The organism is Sphingomonas sp. ABOLG (assembly GCF_003950435.1).
Lineage (GTDB): Bacteria > Pseudomonadota > Alphaproteobacteria > Sphingomonadales > Sphingomonadaceae > Sphingomonas > Sphingomonas panaciterrae.
Genome location: NZ_QQWW01000006.1, coordinates 94,071 through 109,397, shown reverse-complemented (window position 1 = coordinate 109,397; position 15,327 = coordinate 94,071). Strand labels below are relative to the sequence as shown.

The window sequence follows — 15,327 nt, the reverse complement described above, 5'->3', positions numbered from 1 at the left end:
AACTCAGGATCTGAACCATGTCGCGCATTTGCGAGCTGACCGGCAAGGGCCGGCAGGTGGGTAACAACGTTTCCCACGCCAACAACAAGACCAAGCGTACCTTCCTGCCGAACCTGCAGAATGTGACGCTGATGTCGGACTCGCTCGAGAAGAGCGTGCGTCTGCGCGTTTCGACTCACGGCCTGCGCTCGGTCGAGCACAATGGCGGTCTCGACAACTGGCTGGTCAAGACCAGCGACGAGAAGCTGTCGCTTCGTGCACGTCGCCTGAAGCGCGACGTGAAGAAGAAGCGCGCTGCCGCGGTTTCCACCGCCGCCTGATCCAGCGGACAGGAACGCGACCATGGCCTGCCGTCCTTCGGGACGGCGGGCCTTTGGTCGTTCAGGGGAAGCGGTGTTACTTTTCTCGTTCTGATCGCGGCCAGCGCAGTTTCAGCAGATAGGTCGGCCGGAGCACCATCGCGTCATTGTCGGTGACGATCCACACCATCGTCTCGCCCCGTTCCTGCGTGATCGCCAGCCCCTCCGCATTCTCACCCAGCACCGGCGGAGCGAGGGTCGCGACCGTCTTCCCCGACACCACGGCATTCGGCTGAATGTCGGCGCGGCTGATCCGGACAAGCTTCGCAGTGAAGCGGAACGGATATTGGAAGCGGCGTGTGAGGACGAGCAGGTCGCCGTCAGGAAGCTCGGCCGCGTCGCTCGGGTCGTAGCGATTGGGCGGCTGGAACAGAAAGCGAATTGGCTTCGCCCCAGGCACGGTCGGATCGCCAGTGAACAACAGGCCGTGGCGGGTGCGGCGATTGGGCTTTCGCTCCGCAAAGGTGAGGAACACGCCGTCGCGTAGCCGGACCAGTGATTCGGCGCCAAGGTTCGGCTCCCAGCGGCGCATCGCAGCGGGGGCGCTGTGACGCTCGGCATGGCCATAGCCGGGGGCGTAGCGCCAGATCTGGTTGTGCGTCTCATAGCCGACCCAGGCGCGCCCCGTGCGGGGATCGAGCGTCAGCGATTCGCTGTCGCGATCCCGCCGGTCCCACCCCACCCCTGGCCCTTGGCGCAGGACATGACCCCGCGGTTCACGCACCGTGCCGCCCCGAAGGGCGAGGGTGACGAGATTGCCGCCATCGCTGAGCAGATGCGCACGCCCATCGTGTAGCGCCAGCGCAGAAAAGCCGCCGAACGCCGGATCGCTGCTCGACAAGGTCATTCCGCCGACGGGCGCCAACGCGCCGATGCGATCCGGCCAGCCACCAGCGGGCACGTACGGGCTGGCGGTGACCGTCGGGCGATCACGGATCGTCGGCAGCCGCTCTGCACCATCATAGCGTGGCACGACCAGCAGCACCGCAGCGACGGAGAGGAGGAAGGACGTGGAACGGCGCACCGCTGTGCCCATAGGACCAACGTACCTGAACCGTCGATAACGGGCGCATTCAGGGTCGGCTCAATGCGAATCGCGCAAAACCATGGTCATCGGGATGGCATCAGCCTTCCCGGACGGATTTTGAAACGGGAGTCGAACCCATGTTTAAGAAGCTTTCGCTCGCTGGCGCCGCTCTCGCGATGAGCACGGTTGCTCTGATCCCCGCCGAGGCATCGGCCCAGCGCTGGGGTGGTGATCGTTACGACCGTTATGAGCGTCAGTATCGCGGCTATGACAATTACCGCGGCTATGACAATCGTCGCAACTATCGCGGCTACGATCGCCGCTATCGCAACCAGCGCTGCAACAACGGCACGACCGGCGCCATCGTCGGCGCGATTGCCGGCGGCCTGCTGGGTCGCACGATCGACAGCCGCGGGGACCGCGCGCTGGGCACCGTCCTCGGCGGCGTCGGCGGCGCAGTGGCCGGCAACGCGATCGAGAAGTCGAACAATCCGCGGTACTGCCGCTGACGAAATGGCCGTTTCGGCCTGCGTATCCCTCGCGTAGCGTATTGAGGGCGCGGGTCCGCCTCTCCTTCGGGAGGGCGGGCCCGTTGTTGTATGTGCGGATGGCGGCGCTTGTTCGCCCGCGGCCTGAACGCTATATTCCGCTCATGCTGCACGATCGTGCCACGACCACTACCACCACCCCGGGCATCCGGGGGCGGTCGGTCACGCGCTGATGCGCTGACGGCCTGCTCACCCGGAACGGGTGGGCCGGCGTCCTCCACTTCGTTCCTGCCAGATACCGGACGCTCTTTTCGTCGCGTTCGCGCTCGCCTAAGCGCATCGGCATTGCAGGAAAGCCTCTCATGACCATGCTCTCGATCACGCTTCCGGACGGTTCGGTACGCGAGGTACCGCCGGGATCGACGCCGGCCGACATTGCCGCCGCCATCGGGCCGGGCCTCGCCAAGGCGGCGATCGCCGCGCGGGTCGATGGCGAACTGCGCGACATCAACCGCCCGTTCGAGGGCAGCTCGCACCTCGCGCTGGTGACGAACCGCGACGAGGCGGACGCGCTGGAACTGGCGCGGCACGATTTCGCGCATATCCTGGCGGAAGCGGTGCAGGAGCTGTTCCCCGGCACGCAGATCACCTTTGGCCCGTCGACGGATGATGGCTTTTACTACGATTTCGCCGCGCCGGCGGATCGTGGGCCGTTCACGGAAGAGGACCTTCCGCTGATCGAGGAGCGGATGCGCAAGATCATCGCCGCGGACAAGCCGCTGCGCCGTGAGGTGTGGACGCGCGAGCAGCTGATCGAGCGGTGGAAGCAGCAGGGCGAGACGTTCAAGGCCGAATGGGCCGCCGAGCTTCCCGATGACGAGGAGCTGACGGTTTACTGGTCGGGCGGCGACTGGCTGGACATGTGCCGCGGACCGCACCTTGCCTCCACCGGCAAGCTCGACCCTCAGGCGTTCAAGCTGACGCGCGTGTCGGGCGCTTACTGGCGCGGCGACCAGAAGAACGCGATGCTGAGCCGCATCTATGGCACCGGCTGGCTGAACAAGAAGCAGCTCGATGCGCACCTCCACATGCTGGAGGAAGCGGCGAAGCGCGATCATCGCAAGATCGGGCAGGAGATGGATCTGTTCCACCTCCAGCAGGAGGCGCATGGCAGCGTATTCTGGCACCCCAAGGGCTATATGATCTGGCGGCAGCTGGAGGCGTATATGCGCCGGCGGCTGGACATGGGCGGCTATGAGGAAGTGAAGACGCCGCAGGTCATGGACGCGCGCCAGTGGGAGCGTTCGGGGCACTGGGGCAAGTATCGCGAGAACATGTTCGTCATCCCGGACGAGGTGCCGAACATCGAGGACGAAGGCGCCCTGGTGTCCGACGACGCCGACTGGATGGCACTGAAGCCGATGAACTGCCCGGCGCACGTGCTGATCTTCCGCCAGGGGATCAAATCGTACCGCGACCTGCCGATCCGCATGGCGGAGTTCGGCTGCTGCCACCGCAACGAGCCGCATGGCGCGCTGCACGGCATCATGCGCGTGCGCCAGTTCACGCAGGACGATGCGCATATCTTCGTGCGCGAGGACCAATTGGTCGAGGAGGTGGCGAAGTTCATCGACCTGCTCGACGTGGTCTACAAGGACCTCGGTTTCGAGAAATATGCCATCAAGCTCGCGCTGCGCCCCGAAAAGCGGTTTGGCAGCGAGGAGATGTGGGACTGGTCCGAACAGTCGCTGCGTGACGCGGTCGCCGCGACGGGACGCAACACGCCGGAATATGGCTGGGAGGAGCTGGAGGGCGAAGGCGCCTTCTACGCGCCCAAGCTGGAATTCCACCTGACCGACGCGATCGGGCGGACGTGGCAGGTCGGGACGATCCAGACCGACACCGTGCTGCCCGAGCGGCTCGACGCGAGCTATATCGGCGAGGATGGCGAGCGGCACCGGCCGATCATGCTTCACCGCGCCATTTTGGGCTCGTTCGAGCGCTTCATCGGCATCCTGATCGAGCATCATGCGGGACGTTTCCCGCTGTGGCTGTCCCCGGTGCAGGCGGTGGTCGCGACGATCGTGTCCGAGGCCGATGATTATGCGCATGTCGTGCGCGACAGGCTGGCCGCGGCCGGGCTGCGCGTCGAGACGGATCTTCGCAACGAGAAGATCAACTACAAGGTGCGCGAGCACAGCCTGGCGAAGGTGCCGGCGCTGCTGGTGGTCGGCAAGCGCGAGGCGGAGGAAGGCACGGTCGCCGTCCGCCGGCTGGGCAGCCAGGGGCAGGAAATCGTCTCGCTGGACGAGATCGTCGCGCGGCTGGTGAAGGAAGCGACGCCGCCCGATCTGGTGTGATCGGACGCCGGCCCGCCCGCGCGATCAGCGGGGGCGGGTCCACAGAATGCGGTCGCGCGGCGTATCGGCGACCGGCCGGCGCACCGCCACCGCTGCCTTCGCCACCCACGCCAGCTTCGCGCCCTTCGACGTGGTGACACGGTGATCCCAGGCGTGCGCGCCGCGCTTCGCCACTTCGCGCGCGATATCGCCATAGATGCCGGCCGCCGCCAGCACTGCCCAGCGCGCGCGTGGCGGCAGCTTCGCCGCGCCGACACGGGCGCTGGCCTCATGCAGCGCAGCGCGATCCGCCAAGCGGCGCGCGAGCACCACCAGGCGATCACGGAACGGCGGCTTCATGTGCTGGCCGGGCGGAATGTCCATCTCCGCCAGCCATTCGTCGGGCAAATAGCAGCGGCCGATCCGGTCATCCTCCTCGATATCGCGCGCGATATTGGCGAGCTGGAACGCCAGTCCCAGATCGCACGCGCGGTCCAGGGTATCGTCATCCGCCGGATCGACCCCCATGATCACCGCCATCATGCAGCCGACGGTGCCGGCGACATGGTAGCAATAACGGTACAGATCGTCCTCGCTGCGCGGCCGCCAATCTTCCGCATCGAGCCGGAATCCGGTGACCAGATCATGCGCGAAGCGCGCAGGGAGCCGCGTCTCCGCCGCAACGACGCGCAGTGCATCGAACGGCATGTCGCCGACGCTGCGACCGGCAAGCGCCGCCGTGGTCTTTTCCGCGATGATCGCGACGCGCGCCTCGGCATCGTCGACGGTGGTGGCGTTGTGGCCGTGATCCTGCCCGTCGACGATATCGTCGCAGGCGCGGCACCAGGCGTAGAGCAGCCACGCGCGTTCCCGCGTCTCGGGATCGAAGAGGTTGCTGGCGAGGGCAAAGCTCTTCGACCCGCGCGCGATCGATTCGCGCGCCGCCGCCACCAGCGCGGCGCGATCGGAAGCCGGAGCGGCCATGCTCAGATCACCTTCGCGAAGGGCATCGCACCGCTCAAAGATCGTCCGCGGTCATGCGCACGATCGGCTGGCTCGGCTGATGCGCGGCCATGCGGTCGAGCAACACGTCCAGCGTATCGGCGATAATCAGCAGATCCTCATGCTGTGGGCGGAGGAAGCCCACTTCGCTCATCTTATGCCAGAAGGCGATGAGGTGATCGTAATAGCCAGCGGCGTTGAGCAGCCCGACCGGATCCTCGTGATAGCCGATCTGCGCCCAGCTGAGCGCCTCCCACAGTTCGTCCATCGTGCCGGTGCCGCCGGGGATGGTGACGAAGCCATCAGCCAGATCGGTGAACGCCCGCTTGCGGTCGTGCATCCCCTCCACGACGTGGAGTTCTGTCAGGCCGCGATGTGCGACCTCTGCGTTGACCAGCGCCTGCGGGATGATGCCGATCACTTCGCCGCCGGCCGCCAACGCGCCATCCGCGACGGCGCCCATCAGGCCCAGCCGACCGCCGCCATAGACGACGCCAATGCCACGCTCCGCCAGCGAGCGGCCGACATCCCATGCCAGTTCCATATATTGCGGGTCGCGCGGCGTCGCCGATCCACAGTAAACCGCCAGACGCTTCATCACTTTCCCTTCCCTACTACGGAAGGGATCACACCGACTGTCACCTTCTCACTCCCTCAAGCATCAGTGCCGCCGTTGCCTTCGCACTGCCGACGACACCGGGGATGCCGGCGCCCGGATGAGTCCCGGCACCGACGAAATACAGGTTCGAAATCTTGTCATCACGATTGTGGACGCGGAAATAGGCGCTCTGCGTCAGCACCGGCTCCAGGCTGAACGCGCTGCCGAGGTGCGCATTGAGATCGCGCGAGAAATCGGCCGGCGTGTAGCTGAACTTGGTGATGATCCGATCGTGGATGTCTGGGATCAGGCGGCGGCCGACCTCATCCAGGATCCGCTTCTCCAGGATCGGCGCGACACGGTCCCAATCCTCCGGGAACTTGCCCTGATGCGGCACGGGGGCAAGCGCGTAGAAGGTCGAGCAGCCCTCCGGCGCCAAACTGGGATCGGTGACGGTCGGATGGTGCAGGTAGAGCGAGAAATCCTCGCTCAGCACGCCATGATCGTAGATGTCCGCCAGCAGCCCCTTATAGCGCGGGCCGAACAGGATCATGTGGTGCGGGATGCCCGGCCACGTGCCCTTGATCCCGAAATGGACGACGAACAGTGAGGGCGAGTATTTCTTACGCTCCAGCCGCGCTGCCGTGCGCGCCGCGGACCGCGAGGTGCCCAGGAGATCGCGATAGGTGTGGACGATGTCGCCGTTGGAGGCGACCATGTCGGCCTCCTGCCGCCAGCCGCTCTGCGTGCGTACCGCGGTGACCCGGTCGCCCAGCGTCTCGATCTCCGCCACCGGATCGTTGAGCCGGATGGTGCCGCCGAGCCGCTCGAACAAGGTCACCATGCCGGCGACCAGCCGGTTGGTGCCGCCCTGCGCGAACCAGACGCCGCCGTCACGCTCCAGCTTGTGGATCAGCGCGTAAATGGCGCTGGTGGTCATCGGATTGCCACCGACGAGCAGCGTGTGGAAGGACAAGGCCTCGCGCAGTTTCTCGTTCTTCACGAACGAGGACACCATCGAATAGACCGACCGCCACGCCTGATATTTCGCCAGCGCCGGCGCCGCCTTGATCATCGAGGCGAAGTCGAGAAACGCGACATGGCCGAGCTTCTCATACCCCTCGCGATAGACGCCGGCGGAATATTCGAGGAAGCGGGCGTATCCGGCGACGTCATCGGGATCGAGCCGCGCGATCTCGCCACGCAGCAACGTGTCATCGTTGGTGTAATCGAAATTGGTGCCGTCGGGCCAGTTCAGCCGGTAGAATGGCTTCACCGGCTCCAGCGTCACGTCGCGCGCCATGTCCTGGCCGGTGAGCGCCCATAGTTCCGACAGGCAGGCGGGGTCGGTGATGACGGTCGGGCCAGCGTCAAAGGTGAACCCGTCGCGCTGCCAGACGTAGGCGCGGCCACCGGGCTTGTCGCGCGCCTCGACGATGGTGGTTTCCACGCCCGCCGACTGGAGACGAATGGCAAGCGCCAGCCCGCCGAAGCCGGCACCAATAACGATCGCGCGCATCAATTCGCCTTTCGGATGACGCGCAGCGCGCGGAAAAGGGGCACCGGGGGCTTGCCCGACAGCACGCGCAGCTTGTCCTTGCCGGTTGAGCGCGCGGCATAGAAGCGCGCGATCAGATTGGGGTGCAGCCGGTAAAAACGCTCGAGCACCTTGTACCGAGCGTCCGGCTCCGCCGCGCGGAACAGCATGGCGTCGAGCATGCGGTAGAAGCGCCGCTCGTTCCAGCGCGCCTGGGCATAATCATGGGTCAAGTCGTGCAGCCCTTCGCCACTTAGATCCGTTGCCTCTGCGATGCGGATGGCGAGCCGCACCGCATCCGGCAGGGAGTAACCCGTGGTGGGATGAAAAAGTCCCGCGCGCGCGCCTGCCTTCGCCACTTTCGCGCCGCCCCAGCGCCAATAGGCCTCGAAATCGCCGCCGATGACGACCGGCAGCGCGCCCTTTTCCTCGCGCCCGGCGGGAGTCGCCGCCCAGCCCTTTGCCTCGGCATAGACATCGATCCGACGATTGAGCGCGCCGACGTTCAGCGTCGCGCTGTCGCTGTAATAGGTGTCCTCGACGAACAATTGAGTGGGTGAAAAGGGCAGCAGATAGACGAAGCGATAGCCGTCATATTGGGCGATGGTCGCGTCCATCACCATCGGATACGCGACGCCATGCCCGGCGGGGATGTCGAGTAACCGCCCGACGAACTTCTGCCAGCCGACCTCCAGCATCGACAGGTCACCCGGGCCGCGCGCGTCGATCACGCCCTTTGCCTCGATCCGCTCCCCATCGGCGAGGACAACGGCGGTCGGGCTGCAGGCCAGTACCTTGCAGCCGGTCATGATCGACCCGGCGGGAAGCGCCTTGCGCACGACCTGGTCGAGGCGTTCGGACTCGATCGAATAATAAGGCTGGTTGATGGTGCGGCGATGCGCCGGGAAAGCGACGTCATAGCCGGGCCAGGCATGGCAGACGAGCGGCGTCAGCAGCCAGCGATCCTCGCGCGAGACGTCGGCATCGAAGAAGGACCAGAGGTGATTGCCCCCCAGCACGTCACCCGCCTCGACAATGCGGATCGAAAGATCCGGGCGCCGCGCCGCCAACGCCAGCGCGATGAGCCCGCCCGCCAGCCCGCCGCCGACAATGGCGAGATCGCATTCATGGGTAACCGGCATACCGCCCGCGTAGCGGATCGCCGCCAAAACCGGAAGCGGGGATCACCCGATTGCCCTTGTGTACAGCCAACGCCACCTGTCCCGGCGCGGGAGCGGGCATGATCGCTTTCCCCGCATCACCGGAGGCCGTACAAGCGGAGCCATGTCGATCGTGCTGGCCATCATCCTTTCCGCCGTGGCGATGACGTTGATCGTCGGCGTGCGATACCTGATCACCAGCGGCGCCTTCGCCATGGCGACACGCGCGAGGCATCCGGCGCTGTACGCCGGGCTTGATCCGCAGATCCGGCGCGAGATCTGGTGGAGCCTCGCCTCCGCCGCGATCTATGGCGTGCCGGCGGGGATCGTGGCCTGGGGCTGGCAGAACCGTGGCTGGACGCAGATCTACGAGGACGTCCACGCCTATCCCCTGTGGTACCTGCCGCTGTCGGTGCTGCTGTACCTCTTCGCGCATGACACCTGGTTCTACTGGACGCATCGCTGGATGCATGAGCCGCGCGCGTTCCGCATCGCGCATGCCGTCCACCACGCCAGCCGCCCGCCGACCGCCTGGGCGGCGATGGCGTTTCACCCGATCGAGGCGCTGACCGGCGCTGTGGTAATTCCGCTACTCGTCTTCCTCATTCCGATCCACGTCGGTGCGCTTGGACTGGTCCTGACCATCATGACAGTTATGGGTGTCACCAATCACATGGGTTGGGAGATTTTCCCGCGGTTCATGTGGAAAGGCCCAGTGGGGGCATGGCTGATTACCGCCAGCCATCACCAGCGGCATCATGAGCGTTACGGGTGTAATTATGGTTTGTATTTCCGCTTCTGGGACCGGCTGTGTGGCACCGACGACGGGCTCGGCGATTTCACGCGCAGCCACGAGCGGAGCCGGGCGCGCGCTGCTGCTGGCGCTCGGGGCGGGGATGCTGATCGGGGCGGCGCCGATCGCGCGGCTTGATGTCGGGTTCGATGCCGTCCGGTCGAACAAGGGGATGCTGCGCATCTGCCTGACCGGCGATCCCGCCAATTTCCCCGATTGCGTCGATGATACGAACGCCACTACCCGTTCGGTGTCCGCCGATATCCGGAAGGTCCGCTTCGAAGGACTGCCCTATGGCGACTATGCCGTTGCGGTTATCCATGACGAGAATGGCAATGCCAAGCTGGACACGTTCGCCGGCATCCCGCGCGAAGGGTTTGGCTTCTCGCGCAATCCGCCGATCCGCTTCGGCCCGCCCAAGTTCGACGCCGCTCGTTTCAGCATCAAGGATGATGCGGAAAAGCAACAGGTGAAGATGCGTTACATTCTGTAAACGGGCGCGCCGGAGCCAAATCGCGAGGCGAGTGTTACGGTGCGGACCATTAGGGGACGTTTTCCGTGACCGCCAAATGCCTGTTCGGCCTCGCTGCCGCTCTTTCCATGTTCCCGACCATCGCTGCCGCGCAGGACAGCGCACCCGCCGCGGACCCCGCTGCCGCGCTCGCCGATCGTGCAGGGGGCGATGCGATCACCGTCGGTCTCGGCGCCGGCTACATGCCGGATTACGAAGGCTCCAACGATTATCAGTTCACCCCCGTCCCCGGCGTGATCGGGACGGTGAGCGGCATCAATTTCCAGGTGCTGGGCAATCGCGCCAACGCCGATCTGATCCCGAGCCAGCCCGGCCCCAGCTGGGACTTTCAGGCCGGACCCATCGGCGTTTTGAACTTCATGCGCACCAAGCGGTCGAGCATCGATGACCCGCGCGTCCGCGCGCTGGGCACGCGCGCCACGGCGCTTGAGCTCGGCGGGTTCGTCGGCGTTGGCAAGACGGGCGTCATCACCAGCCCGTACGACAAGATTTCGCTGTCGGTCAGCTACCGCCACGACGTCACCGGCGTGCACAAGAGCGGCATCTGGCAGCCGACGATCAACTATTTCACGCCGCTGTCGACAAGGGCGGCGGTGGCGCTGTTCGGGTCGGCCGAGCGGGTCGAGACCAAATATCTTAGCACCTATTTCGACGTCGCGCCCAGCCAGGTGGCGGCGAGCGGCCTTCCCGCCTTCCGTGGTCGCGGCGGCTGGAAGAGCTGGACCGTCGGCGCGGTCGGCACCCATTCCATCACCGGCGACTTGCTGAGCGGATTCAAGGTGGTAGGCGGCGTGACCTATCGCAAGCTGATCAACGATGTGGGTGACAGTCCGATCGTCAGCATCGCGGGTTCGCGCAATCAATGGCTGGGCGTGCTGGGACTGGCCTACACGTTCTAAAACTTGCCTGAGCCGCCGCGCCACCCGTTGATCCGCCGCGGCCGGTGGCGCATAGGGTGGCAATGGTTCACCTTTCGTTCGGCGGGCATGACCTGACGCCCCTGCCCCACGGTGCGATATTCTGGCCCGCGCGGCGCGCCCTGCTGGTCGCCGATCTGCATCTGGAAAAGGCGAGCTGGTTCGCGCGCGCCGGGCAGATGCTGCCGCCGTACGACAGCTTCGTCACATTGGCGGACCTGACCGCGCTGGTGGAAGAGACCGGCGCGCGGGAGGTCTGGTGTCTGGGCGACAGCTTCCACGATCCGGAAGGATGCGCGCGATTGCCGCAGCGGGCGCAGGACATGCTGCGGTCGCTGACCAGCGCGACGCAATGGACGTGGATCACCGGCAATCACGATCCGCACGGCGTTGATCGCTGCGGCGGCGAGGTGATGGACGAGGCGGTGGTGGACGGGCTGGTGCTGCGGCACGAAGCGACGCTGAGCGAGACGCGACCCGAGCTGTCGGGCCACTTTCACCCCAAGCTGCGGATCCGGATCCGTGGCAAATTGGTGTCGCGACGCTGCTTCGTCGCGGCGAGCCACAAGCTGATCCTGCCGGCCTTCGGCGCACTGACCGGGGGGCTGGACGTCGACCATCCGGAGATCGTGCGGGCGGTAGGGCGTTCGGCACAGGCGCTTATTCCGGTCGAGAACCGCCTTCTTCGCTTTCCGCTGGCGGCGTAAACGGGCCCAGCGCGAAGCGCGCCGGGCTGGCGCCGATCAAGCGGACCAGATCGACCTGGCCGCGCGTGCGCGTCTTGGCGAACAGGCGCTTGGAATAGTTACGCGTCGTTTCGATCGTCAGGCCGAGCTGCGTCGCGGCGTCGGACAGGGTGGCGCCGGCGGCGATTGCGGCCGCCAGGCGCGCCTCGCTGCCGGTGAGGCCGAACAATGCCGCGAGCAGCGCCGGTTGGGCATCAACCCCAGGTCCTGCGTTGAGCGCCATTAGGCCAAGCGCCACGGGGGCGGTGGCGAGCGGCGTCCGGGGCAGATCGAGCGGAATGAGCAGCATCGCCGCGGCCTCATTTGGCCGCAAACGGACGACCATTGGCCTGCGTTCGGCCACGCAGGCGGTAACGTCGGCCGCTATTGGCCAGAAGGCGCCGCCCCGCGCGGCAAAGACATCCGAGCGCGCAAGGGGGCGTCCATCGGCACCGAACGACGCCCAGGCGATCCGGCCGGCGGAGACCGCCCGCTCGACCACCGTCGCGGTGGTGGCGGCATGATCGAGTGCCGCACGCGTGCGCAGCGCGGTCGCGAGATGCGGTGCGAGGCGGGCGAGAAGGGCGCCGTCGGCCGCGCTGAAATCAGGCTGCGTACGGCGAATCACGAGCACCGCAGCGGCACCGCCGGGTTCATCGACGCGGATCAGCCGCGCGTAGCCCCCTTCCTCCTCCGCATAGACGCGGTGCGCCCGCAAGGCGGTGAGATGATCCTGATCAGGCGGCGGAGCGATCCTTGAGCCGAGCCAGCGCCATTCCCCCTGCCCCGCACGCACCGCCAGCGCGGCCTGATCGGCGCGTACGCGGCGCTTCAGCCGCTGGAGGAAGAGGGTGAACGGTGCCTGCTCATGCGCGCCGTCGTGCAGCGGCAACAAGAGGTCGGTTTCGTCGGGGCGGGTAATCGCCATATTATACCCTCCCACATGGGAGGTGCCGTGTCACCCTGCCGCGGCCATGTTGCAGGTCAGCCGGATTGGCGTTGCGGGGATTTTCGATGACGGCGCGGACACTGACCCACCTCGAGCGGCTGGAGGCCGAATCGATCCACATCATGCGCGAGGTGGTGGCGGAGAGTGAGCGGCCGGTGATGCTCTATTCGGTCGGCAAGGATTCGGCGGTCATGCTGCATCTCGCGCGCAAGGCGTTCCACCCTGCCCCGCCGCCGTTCCCGCTGCTGCATGTCGACACGACGTGGAAGTTCAAGGCGATGTACGCGCTGCGCGATCGCATGGCGCGCGAGAGCGGCATGGAGTTGCTGGTCCACCGCAATCCCGAGGCGGAAGCACGCGGGATCAATCCGTTCGATCACGGCCCGCTGCACACCGACATGTGGAAGACGGAAGGGTTGAAGCAGGCGCTGGATCAATATGGCTTCGACGTCGCCTTTGGCGGCGCGCGGCGGGATGAGGAAAAGAGCCGGGCCAAGGAGCGGGTCTTTTCCTTCCGCTCGGCCAATCACCGCTGGGACCCGAAGAACCAGCGCCCCGAGCTCTGGAACCTCTACAACACCCGCAAGGCACGTGGTGAATCGATCCGGGTCTTTCCGATCTCCAATTGGACCGAGCTAGATATCTGGCAGTACATCCAGCTGAACGACATTCCGATCGTGCCGCTCTATTTCGCCGAGCGACGACCCACCGTCGAGCGCGACGGCATGCTGCTGATGGTCGATGATGATCGCTTTCCGCTGCGCGACGGCGAAGTGCCGGTCGAACGATCGATCCGCTTCCGCACCCTGGGCTGCTACCCGCTGACGGGCGCGGTGGAGAGCGAGGCGGCGACACTGGAAGATGTGATCCAAGAGATGCTGCTGACCACCACCAGCGAACGGCAGGGCCGCGCGATCGACAAGGATGGCGGCGCGGCAAGTATGGAGAAGAAGAAGCAGGAGGGGTATTTCTGATGGCGTCGCAGTCAGTGGCGCCGGCGGCGCCTTCCTATCAGGCGGATCGGCTGATCGCCGACGACATTCATGCCTATCTGGCGCAGCATCAGAACAAGTCGCTGCTGCGCTTCATCACCTGCGGGTCGGTCGACGATGGCAAGTCGACGCTGATCGGGCGGCTGCTGTACGATTCGAAGATGATCTTCGAGGATCAGCTGGCCGCACTGGAACAGGATTCACGCACCGTCGGGACGCAGGGCGACGCAATCGATTTCGCGTTGCTGGTCGATGGGCTGGCGGCAGAGCGCGAACAAGGCATCACGATCGACGTCGCTTACCGTTTCTTCGCGACCGAGAAGCGCAAGTTCATCGTCGCCGACACGCCGGGGCATGAACAATATACCCGCAACATGGTGACAGGTGCCTCCACCGCCGATCTGGCGGTGATCCTGGTCGATGCGCGCAAGGGCGTGCTGACGCAGACCAAGCGGCATTCCTATCTCGCGCATCTGATCGGCATCCGGCACCTGGTGCTGGCGGTGAACAAGATGGACCTGGTCGACTATGACCAGTCGGTGTTCGACGCGATCGTTGCGGATTATCAGGCGTTCGCGACGACCATCGGCATCGATGGGTTTACTGCCATTCCAATCTCGGGCTTTCGTGGCGACAATATCACCGCCGCGTCCGACCAGACGCCTTGGTACAGCGGGCCGCCGCTGATCGCGCATCTGGAGGCGGTGCCGATCGATGCTGAGGCGGACCAGGCGCGGCCGCTTCGCCTGCCGGTGCAATGGGTCAACCGGCCCAATCTCGATTTCCGGGGGTTCGCCGGGCAGATCGCCGCGGGCGTTGTGCGACCGGGTGATCCGGTACGCATCCTTCCGTCAGGCAAGACAAGCGCGATCGCGCGGATCGTGACGCTGGACGGTGATCTGGACCAAGCGGTCGCGGGCCAATCAGTCGCGGTGACGCTGGCCGACGAGGTGGATTGTTCGCGCGGCGACGTGATCGCCGCCGCAGGTGATCCGCCGCAAGTCGCCGATCAGTTCGAAGCGACGATCGTCTGGATGGCGGATGAGGACATGCTGCCCGGCCGCGCCTATTGGCTGAAGCTGGGCACGCAGACCGTCAGCGCAACGGTGCAGGCGCCCAAATATCAGGTCAACGTCAACACGCTCGAGCAGCTGGCGGCCAAGACGCTGGACCTGAATGCGATTGGGGTCGCGAATCTTTCCACCGACAAGCCATTGGTATTCGAACCCTATGCCGACAGCCGCGCGCTGGGCGGGTTCATCCTGATCGACAAGCTGAGCAACGCCACGGTGGCGGCGGGGATGCTGCATTTCAGCCTGCGGCGATCGCAGAACATCCATTGGCAGCCGACCGACGTCAGCCGCGAGACGCTGGCCGCGCTGAAGAACCAGAAGCCGGTGGTACTGTGGTTCACCGGCCTGTCCGGGGCGGGCAAATCGACCATCGCCAATCTGGTCGAGAAGAAGCTGGTGCGGATGAACCGCCACACCTTCCTGCTCGACGGTGACAACGTCCGCCACGGGTTGAACAAGGATTTGGGGTTCACCGACGCCGACCGGGTGGAGAATATCCGCCGGGTGGGTGAAGTCGCGCGGTTGATGACCGATGCCGGGCTGATCGTCGTCACCGCCTTCATCTCCCCCTTCCGCGCCGAGCGGGAAATGGTGCGCCAGATGATGCAGCCGGGCGAGTTCATCGAAGTGCATATCGACACCCCGCTCGCGGAAGCGGAACGACGCGATGTGAAGGGCCTGTATGCCAAGGCGCGCGCCGGGCAGCTGGCGAACTTCACCGGCATCGACAGCCCCTATGAGCCGCCGGAGGATCCCGAGATCCGCATCGACACGACGGCGATGACGCCCGAAGAAGCAGCGGACCTCATCATTGCCAGGATCATCCCGTGACCAAC

Annotated in this window: 15 protein-coding genes; 9 read left to right on the top strand and 6 right to left on the bottom strand. The window is 65.7% G+C overall.

The window, feature by feature from the left end:
- Positions 1–17 precede the first annotated feature (17 nt).
- Positions 18–320: a 50S ribosomal protein L28 gene (rpmB, locus tag CA236_RS09060; protein WP_046409398.1), complete on the top strand. Its 303-nt coding sequence runs from the start codon at positions 18–20 to the stop codon at positions 318–320.
- A 76-nt stretch (positions 321–396) separates the two neighbouring features.
- Here the strand turns inward: rpmB and CA236_RS09055 are convergent, their stop codons facing one another.
- On the bottom strand, positions 397–1,383 hold the full coding sequence (locus CA236_RS09055) for an esterase-like activity of phytase family protein (protein WP_164518898.1): 987 nt from the start codon (positions 1,381–1,383) through the stop codon (positions 397–399).
- A 140-nt stretch (positions 1,384–1,523) separates the two neighbouring features.
- Here CA236_RS09055 and CA236_RS09050 point away from each other — a divergent pair, with 140 nt between their 5' ends.
- Positions 1,524–1,895, top strand: coding sequence for a glycine zipper 2TM domain-containing protein (locus CA236_RS09050; RefSeq protein WP_046409402.1), 372 nt, complete (start codon positions 1,524–1,526; stop codon positions 1,893–1,895).
- A 347-nt stretch (positions 1,896–2,242) separates the two neighbouring features.
- Positions 2,243–4,234, top strand: coding sequence for a threonine--tRNA ligase (thrS, locus tag CA236_RS09045; RefSeq protein ID WP_125945437.1), 1,992 nt, complete (start codon positions 2,243–2,245; stop codon positions 4,232–4,234).
- 24 nt (positions 4,235–4,258) lie between these two features.
- Here thrS and CA236_RS09040 read toward each other — a convergent pair whose 3' ends face one another.
- The 4 genes from CA236_RS09040 to crtY are packed head-to-tail and all read right to left on the bottom strand — an operon-like array spanning position 4,259 to position 8,492.
- Positions 4,259–5,197: a phytoene/squalene synthase family protein gene (locus tag CA236_RS09040; RefSeq protein ID WP_125945349.1), complete on the bottom strand. Its 939-nt coding sequence runs from the start codon at positions 5,195–5,197 to the stop codon at positions 4,259–4,261.
- Between the two features lie 34 nt (positions 5,198–5,231).
- Positions 5,232–5,813 (bottom strand): TIGR00730 family Rossman fold protein, encoded by a 582-nt coding sequence (locus CA236_RS09035; protein ID WP_125945348.1) that lies wholly within the window; start codon positions 5,811–5,813, stop codon positions 5,232–5,234.
- A 40-nt stretch (positions 5,814–5,853) separates the two neighbouring features.
- On the bottom strand, positions 5,854–7,332 hold the full coding sequence (locus CA236_RS09030; RefSeq protein WP_125945347.1) for a phytoene desaturase: 1,479 nt from the start codon (positions 7,330–7,332) through the stop codon (positions 5,854–5,856).
- On the bottom strand, positions 7,332–8,492 hold the full coding sequence (crtY, locus tag CA236_RS09025) for a lycopene beta-cyclase CrtY (protein ID WP_125945346.1): 1,161 nt from the start codon (positions 8,490–8,492) through the stop codon (positions 7,332–7,334). The genes CA236_RS09030 and crtY overlap by 1 nt, the downstream gene beginning before the upstream one ends.
- Positions 8,493–8,634: 142 nt before the next feature.
- On the opposite strand from crtY, the gene CA236_RS09020 reads away from it, so the two are divergent.
- From CA236_RS09020 to pdeM, 4 genes are all read left to right on the top strand, one after another.
- Entirely contained in the window at positions 8,635–9,441 is an 807-nt protein-coding gene (locus CA236_RS09020) for a sterol desaturase family protein (protein ID WP_125945345.1), read from the top strand.
- On the top strand, positions 9,407–9,796 hold the full coding sequence (locus CA236_RS09015; RefSeq protein WP_125945344.1) for a DUF2141 domain-containing protein: 390 nt from the start codon (positions 9,407–9,409) through the stop codon (positions 9,794–9,796). Before CA236_RS09020 ends, CA236_RS09015 begins: the two co-directional genes overlap by 35 nt.
- Positions 9,797–9,861: 65 nt before the next feature.
- Complete coding sequence (locus CA236_RS09010) at positions 9,862–10,734, top strand: MipA/OmpV family protein (protein WP_052742548.1); 873 nt, start codon at positions 9,862–9,864, stop codon at positions 10,732–10,734.
- A gap of 62 nt (positions 10,735–10,796) precedes the next feature.
- The gene (gene pdeM / locus CA236_RS09005; protein ID WP_125945343.1) at positions 10,797–11,459 is read left to right on the top strand and encodes a ligase-associated DNA damage response endonuclease PdeM; all 663 of its coding nucleotides are present in this window, start codon (positions 10,797–10,799) and stop codon (positions 11,457–11,459) included.
- Here pdeM and CA236_RS09000 read toward each other — a convergent pair.
- Positions 11,413–12,405 carry a hypothetical protein gene (locus CA236_RS09000; RefSeq protein ID WP_125945342.1) on the bottom strand — a complete coding sequence of 331 codons (993 nt, stop codon included), beginning with the start codon at positions 12,403–12,405 and terminating at the stop codon, positions 11,413–11,415. The genes pdeM and CA236_RS09000 overlap by 47 nt on opposite strands.
- Positions 12,406–12,491: 86 nt before the next feature.
- Between CA236_RS09000 and cysD the strand changes: the two genes are divergently transcribed.
- Complete coding sequence (gene cysD / locus CA236_RS08995) at positions 12,492–13,400, top strand: sulfate adenylyltransferase subunit CysD (protein ID WP_046409415.1); 909 nt, start codon at positions 12,492–12,494, stop codon at positions 13,398–13,400.
- Positions 13,400–15,322 carry a sulfate adenylyltransferase subunit CysN gene (gene cysN, locus CA236_RS08990; protein ID WP_125945341.1) on the top strand — a complete coding sequence of 641 codons (1,923 nt, stop codon included), beginning with the start codon at positions 13,400–13,402 and terminating at the stop codon, positions 15,320–15,322. The genes cysD and cysN overlap by 1 nt, the downstream gene beginning before the upstream one ends.
- The last annotated feature ends 5 nt before the right edge of the window (positions 15,323–15,327 follow it).